Origin of the sequence: Paracoccus sp. J56 (assembly GCF_019633685.1) — a bacterium.
Lineage (GTDB): Bacteria > Pseudomonadota > Alphaproteobacteria > Rhodobacterales > Rhodobacteraceae > Paracoccus > Paracoccus kondratievae.
The window spans coordinates 189,749-203,607 of record NZ_JAFL01000003.1 but is presented as its reverse complement, the minus strand read 5'-3'; the positions used below and the strand labels follow the sequence as shown (position 1 = coordinate 203,607).

The window sequence follows — 13,859 nt, the reverse complement described above, 5'->3', positions numbered from 1 at the left end:
TCCACTGGGTTTGAGGCGATTTCATTGGGGACACGCTTTGGCAAGTGCGGCAGGCAGGTCATGCACGGCCAGCCCCGCCCGCGTGACAGGATCGCGCGCGCTGCCATCCCGGATCAGGTCAAAGCGGTCGCGCCCGGTCGCAATCAGCGTCGCCGAGGCCGGTCCCTGATGAGCGCATGCCTTGGCGCAGCCGGTGACATGCAGCGTCTGATCCGGCGCGAGGCGAGGCGCAAGATGCCGCGCCAGCGCCCGTACATCGGCCTGCGCCTGCGGGCAGCCGGGCGCGCCCGTGCAGGCATGGACGCGCGTAAGCGGGTCGCACGGATCAAGGATCGCACCGGGGATGCGGGGCAAGGTAGCACCCTCGATCAGCAAGGCGCGCCACGGTGTCAGGCGCAGCGGACCCAAAGCTGCTGCTGCCTCAAGCTGGTCGGGCGTGATCTGACCAAAGGCAAAGCCGACGATCCAGCCATTCGTTGCCGGTCCGGGACCTGGCGTGGCAGAGGCACCGGGGCGGGTGGTCCCTGCGACCGATCCCCCGGGTTTTGGCGCCCCCTGGCGCAGATGGTCGCGCATCCGCCCACGACCCTCGGTCACGCCGCCCGTCTGCACGAACCAATGTGCCAGTGCGACGGCGCGGCGGGCAGCCTCGGCGGGGTTTGCGGCCTCAAGTGCCCAATCCGCACCATCAGGCAGGATCAACCAGCCCGTGCCATGTGGGCGCAACCGGATATCCGCGGGAACATCGGTCAGCACCGCAGTTCCCGCATCGACTGCAAATCCGAACTTGGCGGGCACTTTTGGCGCATCCGGTGCTGTCATTGCGCGGGCGATCGCCTCGGCCACCTGCCACGCCGGTCCGCCGACCGGGGCAAATGGCGACAGGATGACATTGCGCCGCGCCTCGGTCCCGGCATCGCGGTCGGTCAGGCCGAAAGGCTGAAGCGCCGCGATGGTCGCCGCATGGCCCAAGGAGGTCAGCCCGCGCAATTGCAGGTTTGCGCGACTGGTCAGGTCGATCAGCCCGTTGCCGTGGCGCGAAGAAAGACCGGCGATCAGCCGCGCCTCGTCGGGTGTCAGCCGTCCATTTCGCGCCCGGATACGCAGCACCAGCCCGTCGCCCGATTCCATCGGGCGCAGCGCGCCGGGACACCAGCCCTTGATCTCAAAACCGCTCATGGTGCCACCCCGGCAAGGACAGAGTTGCGCCGCGTGACCCACAGACCCGAGGCGATCAGCCGTGCAAACAGCGCCCGCATTGCGGCCAGAGCGGCGGGGTTTTCGCGCTGCATGAAATCCACCACCTCGGGTCGACCCAGCGTCGCCTCGTGATAAAGGTCGAACAGATGGCCCGGCACCACGCCGGCCAGATTGGCAAAGGCGGCCATGTGATCCAGCGTTGCCGCAATCTCGGCCGCGCCGCGAAAGCCGTGCCGCATCATGCCGTCCGCCCAGGCGGGATTGGCAGCGCGGGCACGGGTGACGCGGGCGATTTCCTCGGTCAGGGTGCGGGCGCGCGGCTGGTCCGGGCGCGTGGCGTCAAGGTGGTAAAGCGCCGGATGCGCAGCCCCGATCCGCGCCATGGCGGCGGCAAAGCCCGCCTCATGTGCGGCGTAATCGCTGGCCAGCAGCAGATCGGATTCCGGCAGGTCCTGCGCATGGACAAAGGCGTCAGCCCCCGAAAGCCGCTCACGGATCGCCTGTGGCTGATGGCTGATGCGCCCATCGGCCCCGATGGCATGAGAGGACGCGGCAAGCCATGCCTCGCCCGCCGCGTGCCGCGCCTCATCGCTGAACGTTTCGGCAAGATCGGCAAGGCCGAGGCCGTAAAGCCCGGGCTTGGGGCCAAAGACGCGCGGGATGCGGTGACGATAGGGGTTGTCATCCGGGCTTTCGTCACGAGTCGCCAGCGCCGCGGCCCCGGTCTCGAACAATTGCGCCAGACCGGGGAAAACGTCCCTAAACAACCCCGAGACCCGCAGCGTCACGTCAATTCGCGGCCGGCCCAGTTCGGCCAGCGTAAGGATATCGACCCCCGATACCCGGCCCGAGGCGGCGTCCCAGCGCGGGCGCAGCCCGGCCAGATGCAGCGCCATGGCAAATTCCTCGCCTGCCGTGCGCATGGTTGCGCTGCCCCACAGGTCCACGACCAGCCCACGCGGCCAGTCGCCATGATCCTGAAGATGGCGGCGCAGCAGCTCTTCGGCCAGCCTTACCCCCTGTGCATAGGCATTGCGCGAAGGCACGGCGCGGGGATCGACGGTAAAAAGATTGCGCCCCGTCGGCAGCACATCCTGCCGCCCGCGCGCCGGAGAGCCCGAGGGGCCGGGCGCGACCCTTTGCCCCGAAAGGGCGCGGGTCAGCCCCTCACGCTCGGCCTTGCCACAGGCGCCAGAGCCATAGACATGCAGCCCGTCGCCAAAGCGGCTGTCCTTGAGATCGCAAAGGAAACGGTCGATCAGCGGGATCGCCTCGGCCGGGGCGGCGTCGGGGGGCAGGCCCAGATCCGCCTCGACCCCGGCGGCACGTGCCTCGTCTCGGATGGCAAGGATCAGCCGGTCGCGGCGGCGTGGGTCCAGCCCGTCGGCGGTGGAATATTCGTCAAGCAGCCGCTCAAGATGCGTCAGGCGCTCCGGCAGGGCGGCATCGACAAGGGGCGGCGGCAGATGGCCCAGCGTTACGGCTGAAAGCCGCCGTTTCGCCTGCGCCGCCTCGCCCGGATCGTTGGCGATGAAGGGATAGACGACGGGCAGATCGCCAAGCAGTGCCTCGGGCCAGCATTCATCTGACAGTGCCACCGATTTGCCCGGCAGCCACTCAAGCGTGCCATGTGCGCCCATGTGGATCAGCGCGTCCGCCTGTGTCCTGAGCCACAGGTAAAAGGCAACATATTCGTGGCATGGGGTGCGGGTCAGGTCGTGATAATCCTCGGCCCTTGTCGCGACCTCTCCGCGTTCGGGTTGCAGCGCGATCAGGTCGGCGCCATGGCGCAGGGCGGCAAAGTGAAAGCCACCAGCGGGAGGCGCGCCCCATGCGGCGGCAAGGTCGTCACGCAGACGCGCCGGCAGGCGGGCCAGCGTGGCAAGGTAATCCGCCTGCGGCCAGTGCAGACGCCCGGCCTTAAGCCTGCGGCCCAGATCGTCATGTGGAATGCCAAGCATCGCCCCGGCTGATGCAAGGGCGTCAAGCCCAACCGCATGGGCCAGCTGATAGGTCTTGCCGGGATAGGTCGACAGCACCACTGCGCGGCGTTTTGCGGGCAGGTTCAGCCAAGCCCGCACCCGTGCCGCCGCCGCATTGATGCGCTGATCATCCGGGACGTGGATCATGCGAGAAAATTGCAGATCCGGGTCGCGCTCTTGCGCCTGTTTGAAGCTGATCGCGCCCAGAAAAATGCGGCCATCAACCTCGGGCAGGACCACGTGCATCGCCAGATCTGCGGCGGAAAGGCCGCGTTCTTCTGCGGCCCATAGCTCGCGCGGGGCAGTGGAAAGCGCCACCTGAAAGACCGGGCCGTCGGCCCCGTCAAAGGGCGTCGCGCCAGCATCGTCACGGGCAGAAAAGGCGGTCAGGTTTACCACCGCCGCAACCCCCGGCAGATGTGGCGCCAGCCATTCTGCAAAGCCCGGTGCCTTGAGCGAGGGCGCGAATACTCCGGTTGCGTCCAGTCCCGCGGCGCGCAGGGCGCGGATCATCGCATCGACTGGCGCCAGATCGGCAGAGGTCAGATAGCTGCGGTAAAAGCTGACGAGCAGCCCGGGCTTTGGCCGCTGAATAACGCCGTGATCGGGGTCGTAAAATCCGAACTCGGGGATCGCAGCCTCGCCCTGAACCGGCGCGGTGTGCAGGCCCGCAGCATGCGCCAGCTCTGCCAAGGCCATCTGCGCGGCGACCGCGCCGCCCTGATCGCATAGCGTGGTCAGCCGGCGCAGCACCGGCAACGGCAGCGTCGAATAACGGTCAAGCGTCGGGTCAGGCCGCCCGTCGGCGGGCAGAAAGGCCAGCGCGATACCCCGTCTGCGCGCCAGATCCTGAAGGCTGGCGACTCCATAGGACCAATAGGGTTCACCCCCGATCAGCCGCACCAGAATCGCCCGCGCCCCGGCAAGCGTCGTCTCGCAGTACTGATCGACCGAAACCGGGTGCCGCAGCGCCGAAAGATTGCACAGCCGCAGCGAGGGCAGCCCCCCTGACGCACGGTGCCAGCCTGCAGCGAAAGCGCCGAGATCGCTGTCCGAATAGGACAGTGCGATCAGCTCGGCGGGGCTTTGGCCGGGGTCGGTCGGAACCTCGGTTTCTTCCAGCCCACGGCTTTCGCGAAAGACGACATGCATGGCTTATTCGGCGCTTATGCGGCCAGAACCGCCCTGATCGCGGCCTCGTCGATATCGTCATGCTCGGCAATGACGACGAGGCGCGAGTTGCGGGGGGCATCGCCCCAGGGCCGGTCGTATTGGTGGCGCACCCGTTCGCCCACCGCCTGCACCAGCAACCGCATGGGCTTGCCCAGGACGGCGACATGGCCCTTGACCCGCAGGATGTTCTGTTCCCGCGCCAGCCGTTCGATGCGGGTGGCCAGATCAGCCGGGTCCGCGATCTCGGCCAGTTCGATCACCACCGAGTCGAAATCGTCATGCTCATGATCCTCGGCCCCGTCATGATGGCTGGGGCGGGCGGCAAGGTCATCCTCGGCCGCGGCATTGAGGCCCAGGATGACGCGCGGGTCGATCACCCCGTCAACCAGCGGCAGGATCGGCAGCTTGCGCGGGGCCTCGGCCTCGATGACCGCGCGGGCGGCGGCCAGCCCCTGTTCGCCCGCCAGATCAGCCTTGGAGAGCAGGACGATATCGGCACAGGCGATCTGGTCCTCGAACACCTCGGAAAGCGGCGTTTCGTGGTCAAGGCTGTCATCAGCGGCGCGCTGGGCCTCGACTGCCGCCACGTCGGGGGCAAAACGGCCTGCCGCAACCGCCTCGGCATCGGCCAGTGCAATCACCCCGTCCACGGTGATGCGCGAACGGATCGCCGGCCAGTCGAACGCCTTAAGCAGCGGTTTCGGCAGGGCAAGGCCCGAGGTCTCGATCAGGATGTGGTCGGGCCTGACCGGCATTGCCATCAGCCGTTCAAGCGTCGGGATGAAGTCATCGGCGACGGTGCAACAGATGCAGCCGTTCGACAGCTCCATGATGTTTTCGGCCGGGCAGTTTTCGTCTGCGCAGGATTTCAGGATCTCTCCGTCCACGCCCATTGTGCCGAATTCGTTGACCAGAACTGCCAGCCGCTTGCCCTGCGGGTTCTGCATCAGGTGGCGGATCAGCGTGGTCTTGCCGGCGCCCAGAAAGCCGGTGATGACAGTCACTGGGGTCTTGGTCAGGTCGGTCATGTGCTACCCAATCGGAGGAATGCGCGCGAGGCTGCGCTTGCGGAAAATCGTGACGCGTTCACGCCAGGGGACGATGCCGTCAGATGCGTCGGCATAGGCGGCGGCGCCCTGCATGATCTCGGGGGCGTCATCAGCCGACATGCTGCCATAGACATAGGTCCACCGGCCCGGGCCCGACAGCGCGATCGCCGCGCCATTGGCGCAGGCTGACAGGCATTCGACGGGAACGATACGCACGCCTTGGGGCAGAGTTTCGGCGGTCAGCGCCTGCAACAGACGCAGGCCGGGCACGGGCTCGCCGTCGGGGACGGGCAGGCCGGCGCGGCAGGTGATGCAGACATGCAAGGTGACTGTCATGCGCCCTTCATCCGTTATGGCGGCAGGGCGCGGGGGCGCGACATATGCCCCAAGCCCCAGCAGGAACACCCCGTCCGCCGGTCAATCCTTTGCGCGGGCAGGTCTCCCGGCTTGCGGATTCGGGCCTGTGGAGCCCACGGTCGTCCCGCCTTCCCGGCTTTTGGCCAGTGGCTTATGGGCGACCTTTCCGGTCACGGTCGCGGGGGCGGCTGCTTCCAGGCGGTTGCCTGTCGCATTCCCTCTTAGCCTGTCGTAGGACAGGAACCAGCGCCCCTTGTCTGTGCGCGCCCGGTCCCGACTTGTCAAGCAAAGGAGTGCCCGATGCCGACCGAAGACAACCTTCGCCATGCCGAGAAGATGGCCAGGATCAAAGCTGCGCGTGACCGGATGATGGCTGGAAAGCAGGGCGAAAAGGGACTGATCATCGTCCATACCGGCAAGGGCAAGGGCAAGTCCTCGTCCGGGTTTGGCATGATCCTGCGCTGCATCGCCCATGAGATGCCCTGCGCCGTGGTGCAGTTCATCAAGGGCTCATGGGACACGGGCGAGCGTCGGGTTTTGACCGGACATTTCGGCGATCTGTGCCAGTTTTATGCCATGGGCGAGGGGTTTACCTGGGAAACGCAGGACCGTGAGCGTGACATCGCCGCCGCCCGCGCCGGCTGGGAAAAGGCCAAAGAGCTGATCCGCGATCCCCGCATCCGTATGGTACTGCTTGATGAGATCAACATCGCCCTGCGCTATGATTATCTGGATCTGGACGAGGTGCTGGTCTTTCTGCGCAGCGAAAAGCAGCCGATGACCCATGTCGTGCTGACCGGGCGCAACGCCAGGCCGGAACTGATCGAGCTTGCCGATCTTGTAACAGAGATGGAACAGGTCAAGCATCCGTTCCGCGACGGTATCAAGGCCCAGCCGGGGGTAGAGTTCTAGGACGATGACCGAACCGCAGGACAAGCCAAAACTGCTTTCGGGCGGCAATCCGCAGATCCCAAAGGGATATGGCGAAGCCCCCGTTCGCGCCTATATCGACGCGCTGCCGGGATGGAAGCATCAGGTTGGCGAAAAGCTGGATCAGATCGTCACCCGCACCGTGCCGGGTGTGAAAAAGGCGGTAAAGTGGAATTCGCCTTTTTACGGGGTCGAGGAAGGGGTCTGGTTCCTCAGCTTTCACTGCATGACTAAATATATCAAAGTCGGCTTTTTTCGCGGCGCAGAGCTGGATCCGCTGCCGCCTGTCGCCTCGAAACAGCCCGACGTGCGCTATGTCCATATTCCCGAAGGCCCGTTCGACGAAAAGCAATTCGCCGATTGGGTGCTGCAGGCCAGCCGTCTGCCGGGGCTGAAGATGTAAGGCCCTAGCGCCGCTGCCATTCGGGGGCGGTATTTTCCTGCCAGCCCCTGCGATGCAGCAATGGCGTGTCATCCTCAAACTCAGGCCAGCCGAGGCAGAGAAGGGCCGAGAACTCCCATTCAGGCGACACCTGCAAAAGCGCGGTGATCCGCTGGGGGTCGATGATCGAGACCATCCCCATCCCCAGATTGCGCGCCCGTGCCGCCAGCCATAGCGCCATGATTGCCATGGCGGTCGATTGTTGCAGCGTTTGCGGCATGGTTGCCCGGCCAAGGCCGTGCCCCTCAGAGGGGTCGAGACGGGTAAAGACGGCCAGCCACACCGGTGCGCGATCAAGACCTGCCAGTTTCAATGCATCATATTCCTGTCGCTGCTGGCCCCGATAGTGGCTGGCGGCCTCGGTATTGCAGCGTTGGAACTCGGCCCGGATCCGGTCGCGCAGAGCCGGGGTTTCGACGCGAACCACCCGCCAGGGACGAGAGTTGCCGACGGATGGCGCAAGCTCCATCGCGGCACGCAGCTCATCCAGCAGGGGTTCGGGCACAGGATCGGGGCGGAAATGGCGTATATCGCGGCGCCAGCGTAGGATGCGGTCCAGCGTGGCGCGATCTTCGGGGCCGAACTCCATCACGGTGTAGCGCAGATTGCGTTGTCGGGCAGGCCCTCGGCCCCGGCGCGGATGGCGACCGGGCGTTCGGGGACTGTCAGTTCGATAGCAAGCGGCTGGCCGCCGACGGTCAGGGGGCTGTGATCGTTGGCATTCAGTTCGACCCGCAGCTGATCGCCGGGCGCCAGCGACCCAAGGTGATGGGCGGGGCCATAAAGACGGGCGATCTTGGTGCCGTTCAGGTAAAGATGGGCGTGACCTTCACCCGCGCGGTGGGCCAGACCTGCGTGTTCGGGCGCAAAGCAAAAGCCCTGCGCCTGCACGAACAGGTTCCAGCCGGTGACGCTGTCGGGTTCAAGCCGCGCCGAGGCAGTTGCGCTGCCAGCGGGCAGGTCGATGGCCGTGCCGTGGTGATGCGTCCCGGTCTGTGCGCCATGGCCATTGGCACCGTGGTCGTGGCCGTCCAGCGTGACACCATTCGCGGCGGCGATGACAAAGCCCATGCCGCCGCCGAAGATCAGACCGATCAGCAGCATCGGGATCGAGCGATCCATGTCACTATCCTTGTTCATAGGAACAGCCGGACGATGGCCGCCCGGCTGCGAATGCTTCATTCCCGATCAGGCCGCCTGCGGCACTGGGGCGCCCTGCGCCTCGCGCTGCCAGAGCCAGCCCGAAAGCAGCCCAAGCAGGGTCCATGCCATGGCGCCTACGCCTAGCGAGCGGCCGGCGAATTCGGCTGCCAGTTCGGGCGGGACGGGGCCGGCGTAACTGTCGGGCTGCGGTGCTCCGATCAGATGCGGCGCGATGATCAGGATGATTGCCGCGCCCCATGCCGCCCAGCCTTTGCCAAAGACGATCAGCCACAGGGCAAGCCCGGTCGCAACCGCCGTGCCAAGCCACCAGATCGCGCGAAGCTGCACATCAGCGGCGGCAACGCCCGGCACCTCGGGTGCAAGGCCAAAGGCCGGGGCAAGCTGCATGGTGACAAAACCTGCAAGCCCCCACAGCAGCCCCTGCCGGGCTGATACCGTATTTCCCTGCACCTCGGTCACCGCCATCAGTGCCACCAGCATCAGCCCGTAGCCTGCATAGACCATCATGGTGAACAGAACCGACAGCATGTTGCGGCTCCATTCAAACGGACCGAGGTCCTGATGGGCGCTGACGGTCTCGGCCCCGAAATGGGTCAGTTGGCCCGATTCATACAGTTCGGCATGCAGCAGCACCGGCTGCACGAACCAAAGCTGCAACAGGGCGGCAATCAGCCCTGCTGCAGCGCCAGCGATCAATCCGCTGGTCACTATGCGCGAAAACATCTCAGTGGCAGGGGAAGCCGACGGCGTGACGCGTGTCATGCGCGGCATCATGCAGGGTTTCGGCCTGCACCAGCCCCGACACAAAGATCAGCCCAAAGCCGATGGCAAACGCTGCAATGGCGGGAAGCAGGACCGAGCGCGCGCCTGCGGCGCTGCTGGTCGTCATGGTCTTTGCGGTCATTCTTGACCCTTTCCTGTAGTCGTCCAACCCGACGACGTTACGGTTTCATGCACCGGCAGGTCTCCTGGCTTGCGGGTCACAGCTGACGCCCGCCTTCCCGGCCATGACGGGCCAGTGGCGTGATGGGCGTCCGCTCTCCGCTCACAGTCGCGGGGGCGGCTGCGGATTTGGCACCGGATGTTCCGGGCCGCACCGCATTCCCTTTTGGGCCCCGATCAAGGGGCACCGATACGCGGGCATGTTAGCTGCGAGATCGCGCCGGCGGCAAGCGGAATCGGGTGCCGTCTCGTTGCAGGCCGGTCAGGGCGCGGGTGGCCAATCCACATCGACCCAGACCAGCCGATGCGCCGAGGCTTTCAGCGCGGCCTCGGCCAGTGGCCCCTCGGCAGGCCAGAAGACCCCAGAGCCCAGCACCTCTAACCCCTTGGCGGGCAGGACGTAATCGACGCGCAGGTTGCCCGGCGGACGGTCGTCGCGCCAGTCGCCGGTATCCAGCGCGGGGTCGCCCTTATGGTTGTCGTTCACGCCCCCCCTGGCCGCCGTCCCTCCGGAGCTGCGGGGCAGGGGGTCGGTGACATGGGCCATGATCCGGGCCAAAGCCTCGGGTCGGCCGTCGCCGTCCATCGGATCAAGGTTCAGATTTCCGGCAAGCACGAAGGGACCTTTGGGCAGATGATGCACCCAGAAGGCCAGTTCGTCGTGATTGCGCCGCCCGTTCAAATCTTCGGGGCCGTCAAAGACCGGAGGGGTTGCTGACATAGCCAGCAGGTGCAGCGGCTGACCCGCAATGGTGATTTCAGCATCCCAATGCGCGGTCGAGGACAGGCGCCGCGCCGCCTCGACCTCGGGCGGCAGGGGCGGCATCAGGTTGCCGGGCAGATCGCGCCACAGGAAACCACTGTAATCCCGGACTGAGCCTATCGGGTGGCGTGACAGGATCGCCATACCGCCCTGACCGGTGAAATTGCCAAACCCCTGCGCATCATCTGCTGTGCCAAGCCGTCCGTCGGCGTTCAGATCCAGCCCGGTCGCCATGCCGGAATTTGGGCGTGCTGCAAGACGGTGGGGATAATCCAGCCCCGCCTTGGCCAGCCTTGCGGCGAATGCATCCAACGCCTTGCTGTCGTAGTCCCAGTCGAAATCGGTCAGCAAAAGGATATCGGGCCGTGTCTCGGCGATGACGCGGATTACGGCGTCAATCTGGCTGTCCTTGCGGGTCAGATCGCGCAGCAATAACCCCGGCCCGTCGCGTGACAGGCCGGGGCTATAGGTGGCGATCCGCAAAGGCTCTGCCAGCGTGCCCTGGGCCAGCGCGAGGATCAGCGCCAGCCCGGCGAAAGCATTCAGACCCAAGGCCGGCTCTGTTGCATCTGCGCCTCGAACGTGTCGATCGACGTGGACTTTTCCATGGTCAGGCCGATATCGTCCAGCCCGTTCAGCAGGCAATGTTTGCGGAAGGGGTCGATGTCGAAGCCAAAGCTTTGCCCGTCCGAAGTGGTGACGGTCTGGTTTTCAAGGTCGATGGTCATGCGGGCGTTGGCGCCTTTGCGGGCGTCCTCCATCAGCACGTCCACCGCCTCTTGCGGCATGACGATGGGCAGGATGCCGTTCTTGAAGCAGTTATTGTAAAAGATGTCGGCAAAGCTGGTCGAGATGACCGCGCGGATGCCAAAGTCCAGGAGTGCCCAGGGCGCATGCTCGCGCGACGAGCCGCAGCCAAAGTTATCCCCGGCGACGATGATTTCCGCGCTGCGATAGGCGGGCTGGTTCAGCACGAAATCGGCGATCTCGGTGCCGTCGGGATTGTAGCGCATCTCGTCAAACAGGTTCTTGCCCAGACCCGAACGATGGATCGTCTTGAGGAACTGTTTGGGGATGATCATGTCGGTGTCGATATTGACCAGCGGCATGGGGGCCGCGATGCCGGTCAGGGTGGTGAACTTGTCCATGTGTTGATCCTCGCGAATTGACTGGGGGAGTGCGTCCCCGTTAACCCAAGCCGGCTGGGCGCATAGCACCACGACGAATCGGGTCCTTCAGATGTTTTTTGGATTTTCGAGCTTTCACGACCTGCGTGCCTGCATCGCCCGCGACTGGACCCCAAAGATCGGGGACCCCGGGTTCACCGGTTGGCTGACGGTTCTGTCCTATCTTGTCTGCCTGTGGCTGGCGGTGCTGGTACTGCGCCGTCGTCCGGCGGGTGCCGCACGCAAACTGTGGCTGGTCATTGCCGGGTTGATGGCCTTTCTGGCCCTGAACAAACAGCTGGATCTGCAAACTGCGCTGACCGCTGCGGGGCGGTGCGTGGCGCGGGCGCAGGGCTGGTATGACAGCCGCTATATCGTGCAGCTGGCCTTTATCGCCGGGCTGGTTCTGGGGGCCGTTCTGGCGCTGATCTGGGCGACGAAAGCCTTGCGCGGACACATGAGCCACAACCGCCTGGCCCTGCTGGGTCTGGCGGTGCTGTGCTGTTTTGTGCTGGTGCGCGCGGCTGGCTTTCATCATGTGGACAGGCTGATCAGTGCCGATTTTGCGGACATCAAGTTCAATTTCTGGCTCGAAAACGCGGGGCTTGTGCTGATTGCCCTTAACGCGCTGATGCTGTTGCGGCGGGGCCGCTAAGGACCCCGCCCAAGCGATCAGACCGTCTCGGTCAGAAACTCGCGCACATCGGTCAGATGACCGCGAATGCCCGCCGCTGCCGCCATGACCGGCGACATCAGGTGGGTGCGGCCACCACGGCCCATGCGGCCCTCAAAGTTGCGGTTCGAGGTCGCGGCGCAGCGTTCGCCGGGGGCAAGCTGGTCGGGGTTCATGCCCAGACACATCGAACAGCCGGCCAGACGCCATTCAAAGCCGGCGTCGATAAAGATCTTGTCCAGCCCCTCTTCCTCAGCCTGCATCCGCACCAGACCCGAGCCGGGCACGACCATGCCGCGCACACCCGGCGCCAGTTTCTGTCCCCTGAGGATCGAGGCCGCGGCGCGCAGATCCTCGATCCGGCCATTGGTGCAGGACCCGATAAAGACCGCGTCGATCTTGATTTCGTTCAGCGGGGTGCCCGGTTTCAGACCCATGTAGTCAAGGCTGCGGCGCACGGCCTCGACCTTGCCGCCTTCGAAATCCTCGGGCGCGGGGACGTTGGCGGAGATCGGCAGAACGTCCTCGGGCGAGGTGCCCCAGGTCACGACCGGGGCGATGTCCTCGGCGCGGATGGTGATGACTTTATCCCAATGCGCGCCTTCGTCGGAATACAGGGTTTTCCACCAGGCCAGCGCGGCCTCCCACGCGGCGCCTTTCGGCGCGTGCGGGCGGCCCTTGACGTATTCAAAGGTCTTTTCGTCAGGGGCGATCAGGCCGGCGCGGGCGCCACCTTCGATCGCCATGTTGCAGACGGTCATCCGGCCTTCCATCGACAGGTCGCGGATCGCTTCGCCGCAATATTCGATGACATAGCCGGTGCCACCAGCCGTGCCGGTGTGGCCGATGATCGACAGCGTAATGTCCTTGGCGGTCACACCGGGGCGCAGCTTGCCGGTGATCTCGACCTTCATGTTCCTGGACTTTTTCTGGATCAGCGTCTGGGTGGCCAGAACATGCTCGACCTCAGAGGTCCCGATGCCGTGGGCAAGCGCACCAAAAGCGCCATGGGTCGCGGTATGGCTGTCGCCGCAAACCACGGTCATGCCGGGCAGGGTCCAGCCCTGTTCGGGGCCGACGATGTGAACGATGCCCTGACGGATGTCGTTCATCGGGTAGTAGTTCAGCCCGAATTCGCGGGCGTTCTTGTCCAGTTCAGCGACCTGGATACGGCCCTCGGGGTTTTCGATGCCGTTCACGCGGTCGGCGGTGGTCGGGACGTTGTGGTCCGGCACGGCGATGGTCTGGTCGGGGCGGCGCACCTTGCGCCCGGCCATGCGCAGGCCCTCGAATGCCTGGGGCGAGGTCACCTCATGCACGAGGTGGCGGTCAATATAGAGGATGCAGGTCCCGTCATCAGAACGCTCGACCACATGGGCGTCAAAGATTTTGTCGTACAGGGTGCGGGGCGCGCCCGCGTTGGTGTTGCCGGTCATGGCTGTCTCTTTTCTGGAAGACTAGCTGGGAAAAGGCGAAATTCGGGCCGCAGCAGGCGGCAGGGCGCGCGCAGGCGCCCGCGCCCGTCAAAGTCGGGCGGTGACGGACAGGGTTTCCCCGTAGAACCGACCCGGCAGGCGGGCACGGTCATGGATGTCGAAATAGACGAATCCTCGCATGCGCCCAGTAATAGGTTCATTTGCCCGTGTGTTCAATCATGTTCAACCGCTCTACACGGGGCTGTTAATTCCATCTCAGCAGTTTGGCCCTATCTTCCACGGCAAATGAGTCGGGAAGGGACCGGTCATGCTGATTCGCTTTGTCCTGCGGGCGATCCCGCTGATCTGCGTGGCGATTTTCGCGCTGGCGGTGCATGTCACCCACACACCGGCGGAACGTGCGCGGGAAATGGCACATCTGGCAAACAGGCCGCTGACCTGGGCGGCGGGGCAGGTGCGCTGCGCCGATCCCTGGGGCAATCTGCCAGTTTCTGCCTGTCCCGGCGGTATTGAGGCCCAGAAAACCGACGTCCCCTCATTGAGCGGACGGAATTCCGTGCTAAATTAATAAAACCCCGGCGC

General features: G+C 65.2%; 15 protein-coding genes and 2 riboswitches. Of the genes, 4 read left to right on the top strand and 11 right to left on the bottom strand.

What is annotated here, in order from left to right; translation table 11 throughout:
- Positions 1 to 21: 21 nt before the first annotated feature.
- From cobG to M511_RS03725, 4 genes are read right to left on the bottom strand one after another with little or no spacing between them, the layout of a single operon-like run.
- Positions 22 to 1,179 carry a precorrin-3B synthase gene (cobG, locus tag M511_RS03740; RefSeq protein WP_085501394.1) on the bottom strand — a complete coding sequence of 386 codons (1,158 nt, stop codon included), beginning with the start codon at positions 1,177 to 1,179 and terminating at the stop codon, positions 22 to 24.
- The gene (cobN, locus tag M511_RS03735; RefSeq protein ID WP_085501393.1) at positions 1,176 to 4,334 is read right to left on the bottom strand and encodes a cobaltochelatase subunit CobN; all 3,159 of its coding nucleotides are present in this window, start codon (positions 4,332 to 4,334) and stop codon (positions 1,176 to 1,178) included. Before cobN ends, cobG begins: the two co-directional genes overlap by 4 nt.
- 14 nt (positions 4,335 to 4,348) lie before the next feature.
- Positions 4,349 to 5,383, bottom strand: a complete 1,035-nt coding sequence (gene cobW / locus M511_RS03730; RefSeq protein ID WP_010393415.1) for a cobalamin biosynthesis protein CobW — start codon at positions 5,381 to 5,383, stop codon at positions 4,349 to 4,351.
- Positions 5,384 to 5,386: 3 nt separating this feature from the next.
- On the bottom strand, positions 5,387 to 5,740 hold the full coding sequence (locus M511_RS03725) for a DUF1636 family protein (protein ID WP_029371486.1): 354 nt from the start codon (positions 5,738 to 5,740) through the stop codon (positions 5,387 to 5,389).
- Positions 5,741 to 5,819: 79 nt separating this feature from the next.
- Positions 5,820 to 6,024, bottom strand: a riboswitch (cobalamin riboswitch).
- Positions 6,025 to 6,061: 37 nt separating this feature from the next.
- On the opposite strand from M511_RS03725, the gene cobO reads away from it, so the two are divergent.
- Both cobO and M511_RS03715 read left to right on the top strand, forming a co-directional pair.
- Positions 6,062 to 6,673, top strand: a complete 612-nt coding sequence (cobO, locus tag M511_RS03720; protein ID WP_085501392.1) for a cob(I)yrinic acid a,c-diamide adenosyltransferase — start codon at positions 6,062 to 6,064, stop codon at positions 6,671 to 6,673.
- Between the two features lie 4 nt (positions 6,674 to 6,677).
- Positions 6,678 to 7,094 carry a DUF1801 domain-containing protein gene (locus tag M511_RS03715; protein ID WP_010393412.1) on the top strand — a complete coding sequence of 139 codons (417 nt, stop codon included), beginning with the start codon at positions 6,678 to 6,680 and terminating at the stop codon, positions 7,092 to 7,094.
- A gap of 4 nt (positions 7,095 to 7,098) precedes the next feature.
- On the opposite strand, the gene bluB is transcribed toward M511_RS03715, so the two are convergent.
- The 6 genes from bluB to leuD form a co-directional block, all read right to left on the bottom strand.
- Complete coding sequence (gene bluB, locus M511_RS03710; protein WP_085501391.1) at positions 7,099 to 7,722, bottom strand: 5,6-dimethylbenzimidazole synthase; 624 nt, start codon at positions 7,720 to 7,722, stop codon at positions 7,099 to 7,101.
- Positions 7,722 to 8,255: a hypothetical protein gene (locus M511_RS03705; protein ID WP_085501390.1), complete on the bottom strand. Its 534-nt coding sequence runs from the start codon at positions 8,253 to 8,255 to the stop codon at positions 7,722 to 7,724. Before M511_RS03705 ends, bluB begins: the two co-directional genes overlap by 1 nt.
- Before the next feature lie 66 nt (positions 8,256 to 8,321).
- Positions 8,322 to 9,020: a CbtA family protein gene (locus tag M511_RS03700; RefSeq protein ID WP_010393407.1), complete on the bottom strand. Its 699-nt coding sequence runs from the start codon at positions 9,018 to 9,020 to the stop codon at positions 8,322 to 8,324.
- Position 9,021: 1 nt separating this feature from the next.
- Positions 9,022 to 9,201, bottom strand: a complete 180-nt coding sequence (locus M511_RS03695; RefSeq protein WP_010393405.1) for a CbtB domain-containing protein — start codon at positions 9,199 to 9,201, stop codon at positions 9,022 to 9,024.
- Positions 9,202 to 9,238: 37 nt separating this feature from the next.
- Positions 9,239 to 9,446, bottom strand: a riboswitch (cobalamin riboswitch).
- 55 nt (positions 9,447 to 9,501) lie between these two features.
- A complete protein-coding gene (locus M511_RS03690) occupies positions 9,502 to 10,554 on the bottom strand; it encodes an endonuclease/exonuclease/phosphatase family protein (protein ID WP_085501389.1) in 1,053 nt (350 codons plus the stop codon).
- Complete coding sequence (gene leuD, locus M511_RS03685) at positions 10,545 to 11,150, bottom strand: 3-isopropylmalate dehydratase small subunit (RefSeq protein ID WP_085501388.1); 606 nt, start codon at positions 11,148 to 11,150, stop codon at positions 10,545 to 10,547. The genes M511_RS03690 and leuD overlap by 10 nt, the downstream gene beginning before the upstream one ends.
- A gap of 91 nt (positions 11,151 to 11,241) precedes the next feature.
- Here leuD and M511_RS03680 point away from each other — a divergent pair, with 91 nt between their 5' ends.
- Positions 11,242 to 11,823 carry a hypothetical protein gene (locus M511_RS03680; protein WP_085501387.1) on the top strand — a complete coding sequence of 194 codons (582 nt, stop codon included), beginning with the start codon at positions 11,242 to 11,244 and terminating at the stop codon, positions 11,821 to 11,823.
- Positions 11,824 to 11,840: 17 nt separating this feature from the next.
- On the opposite strand, the gene leuC is transcribed toward M511_RS03680, so the two are convergent.
- Positions 11,841 to 13,277, bottom strand: a complete 1,437-nt coding sequence (gene leuC, locus M511_RS03675; RefSeq protein WP_010393387.1) for a 3-isopropylmalate dehydratase large subunit — start codon at positions 13,275 to 13,277, stop codon at positions 11,841 to 11,843.
- Between the two features lie 307 nt (positions 13,278 to 13,584).
- Here leuC and M511_RS03670 point away from each other — a divergent pair, with 307 nt between their 5' ends.
- Complete coding sequence (locus tag M511_RS03670; protein ID WP_010393386.1) at positions 13,585 to 13,845, top strand: hypothetical protein; 261 nt, start codon at positions 13,585 to 13,587, stop codon at positions 13,843 to 13,845.
- Positions 13,846 to 13,859 lie beyond the last annotated feature (14 nt).

Coding starts and splice junctions, on each gene's coding strand:
- cobG (WP_085501394.1), bottom strand. CDS start 1,179: ATGAGCGGTTTTGAGATCAAGGGCTGGTGTCCCGGCGCGCTGCGCCCG.
- cobN (WP_085501393.1), bottom strand. CDS start 4,334: ATGCATGTCGTCTTTCGCGAAAGCCGTGGGCTGGAAGAAACCGAGGTT.
- cobW (WP_010393415.1), bottom strand. CDS start 5,383: ATGACCGACCTGACCAAGACCCCAGTGACTGTCATCACCGGCTTTCTG.
- M511_RS03725 (WP_029371486.1), bottom strand. CDS start 5,740: ATGACAGTCACCTTGCATGTCTGCATCACCTGCCGCGCCGGCCTGCCC.
- cobO (WP_085501392.1), top strand. CDS start 6,062: ATGCCGACCGAAGACAACCTTCGCCATGCCGAGAAGATGGCCAGGATC.
- M511_RS03715 (WP_010393412.1), top strand. CDS start 6,678: ATGACCGAACCGCAGGACAAGCCAAAACTGCTTTCGGGCGGCAATCCG.
- bluB (WP_085501391.1), bottom strand. CDS start 7,722: ATGGAGTTCGGCCCCGAAGATCGCGCCACGCTGGACCGCATCCTACGC.
- M511_RS03705 (WP_085501390.1), bottom strand. CDS start 8,255: ATGGATCGCTCGATCCCGATGCTGCTGATCGGTCTGATCTTCGGCGGC.
- M511_RS03700 (WP_010393407.1), bottom strand. CDS start 9,020: ATGTTTTCGCGCATAGTGACCAGCGGATTGATCGCTGGCGCTGCAGCA.
- M511_RS03695 (WP_010393405.1), bottom strand. CDS start 9,201: ATGACCGCAAAGACCATGACGACCAGCAGCGCCGCAGGCGCGCGCTCG.
- leuD (WP_085501388.1), bottom strand. CDS start 11,150: ATGGACAAGTTCACCACCCTGACCGGCATCGCGGCCCCCATGCCGCTG.
- M511_RS03680 (WP_085501387.1), top strand. CDS start 11,242: ATGTTTTTTGGATTTTCGAGCTTTCACGACCTGCGTGCCTGCATCGCC.
- leuC (WP_010393387.1), bottom strand. CDS start 13,277: ATGACCGGCAACACCAACGCGGGCGCGCCCCGCACCCTGTACGACAAA.
- M511_RS03670 (WP_010393386.1), top strand. CDS start 13,585: ATGCTGATTCGCTTTGTCCTGCGGGCGATCCCGCTGATCTGCGTGGCG.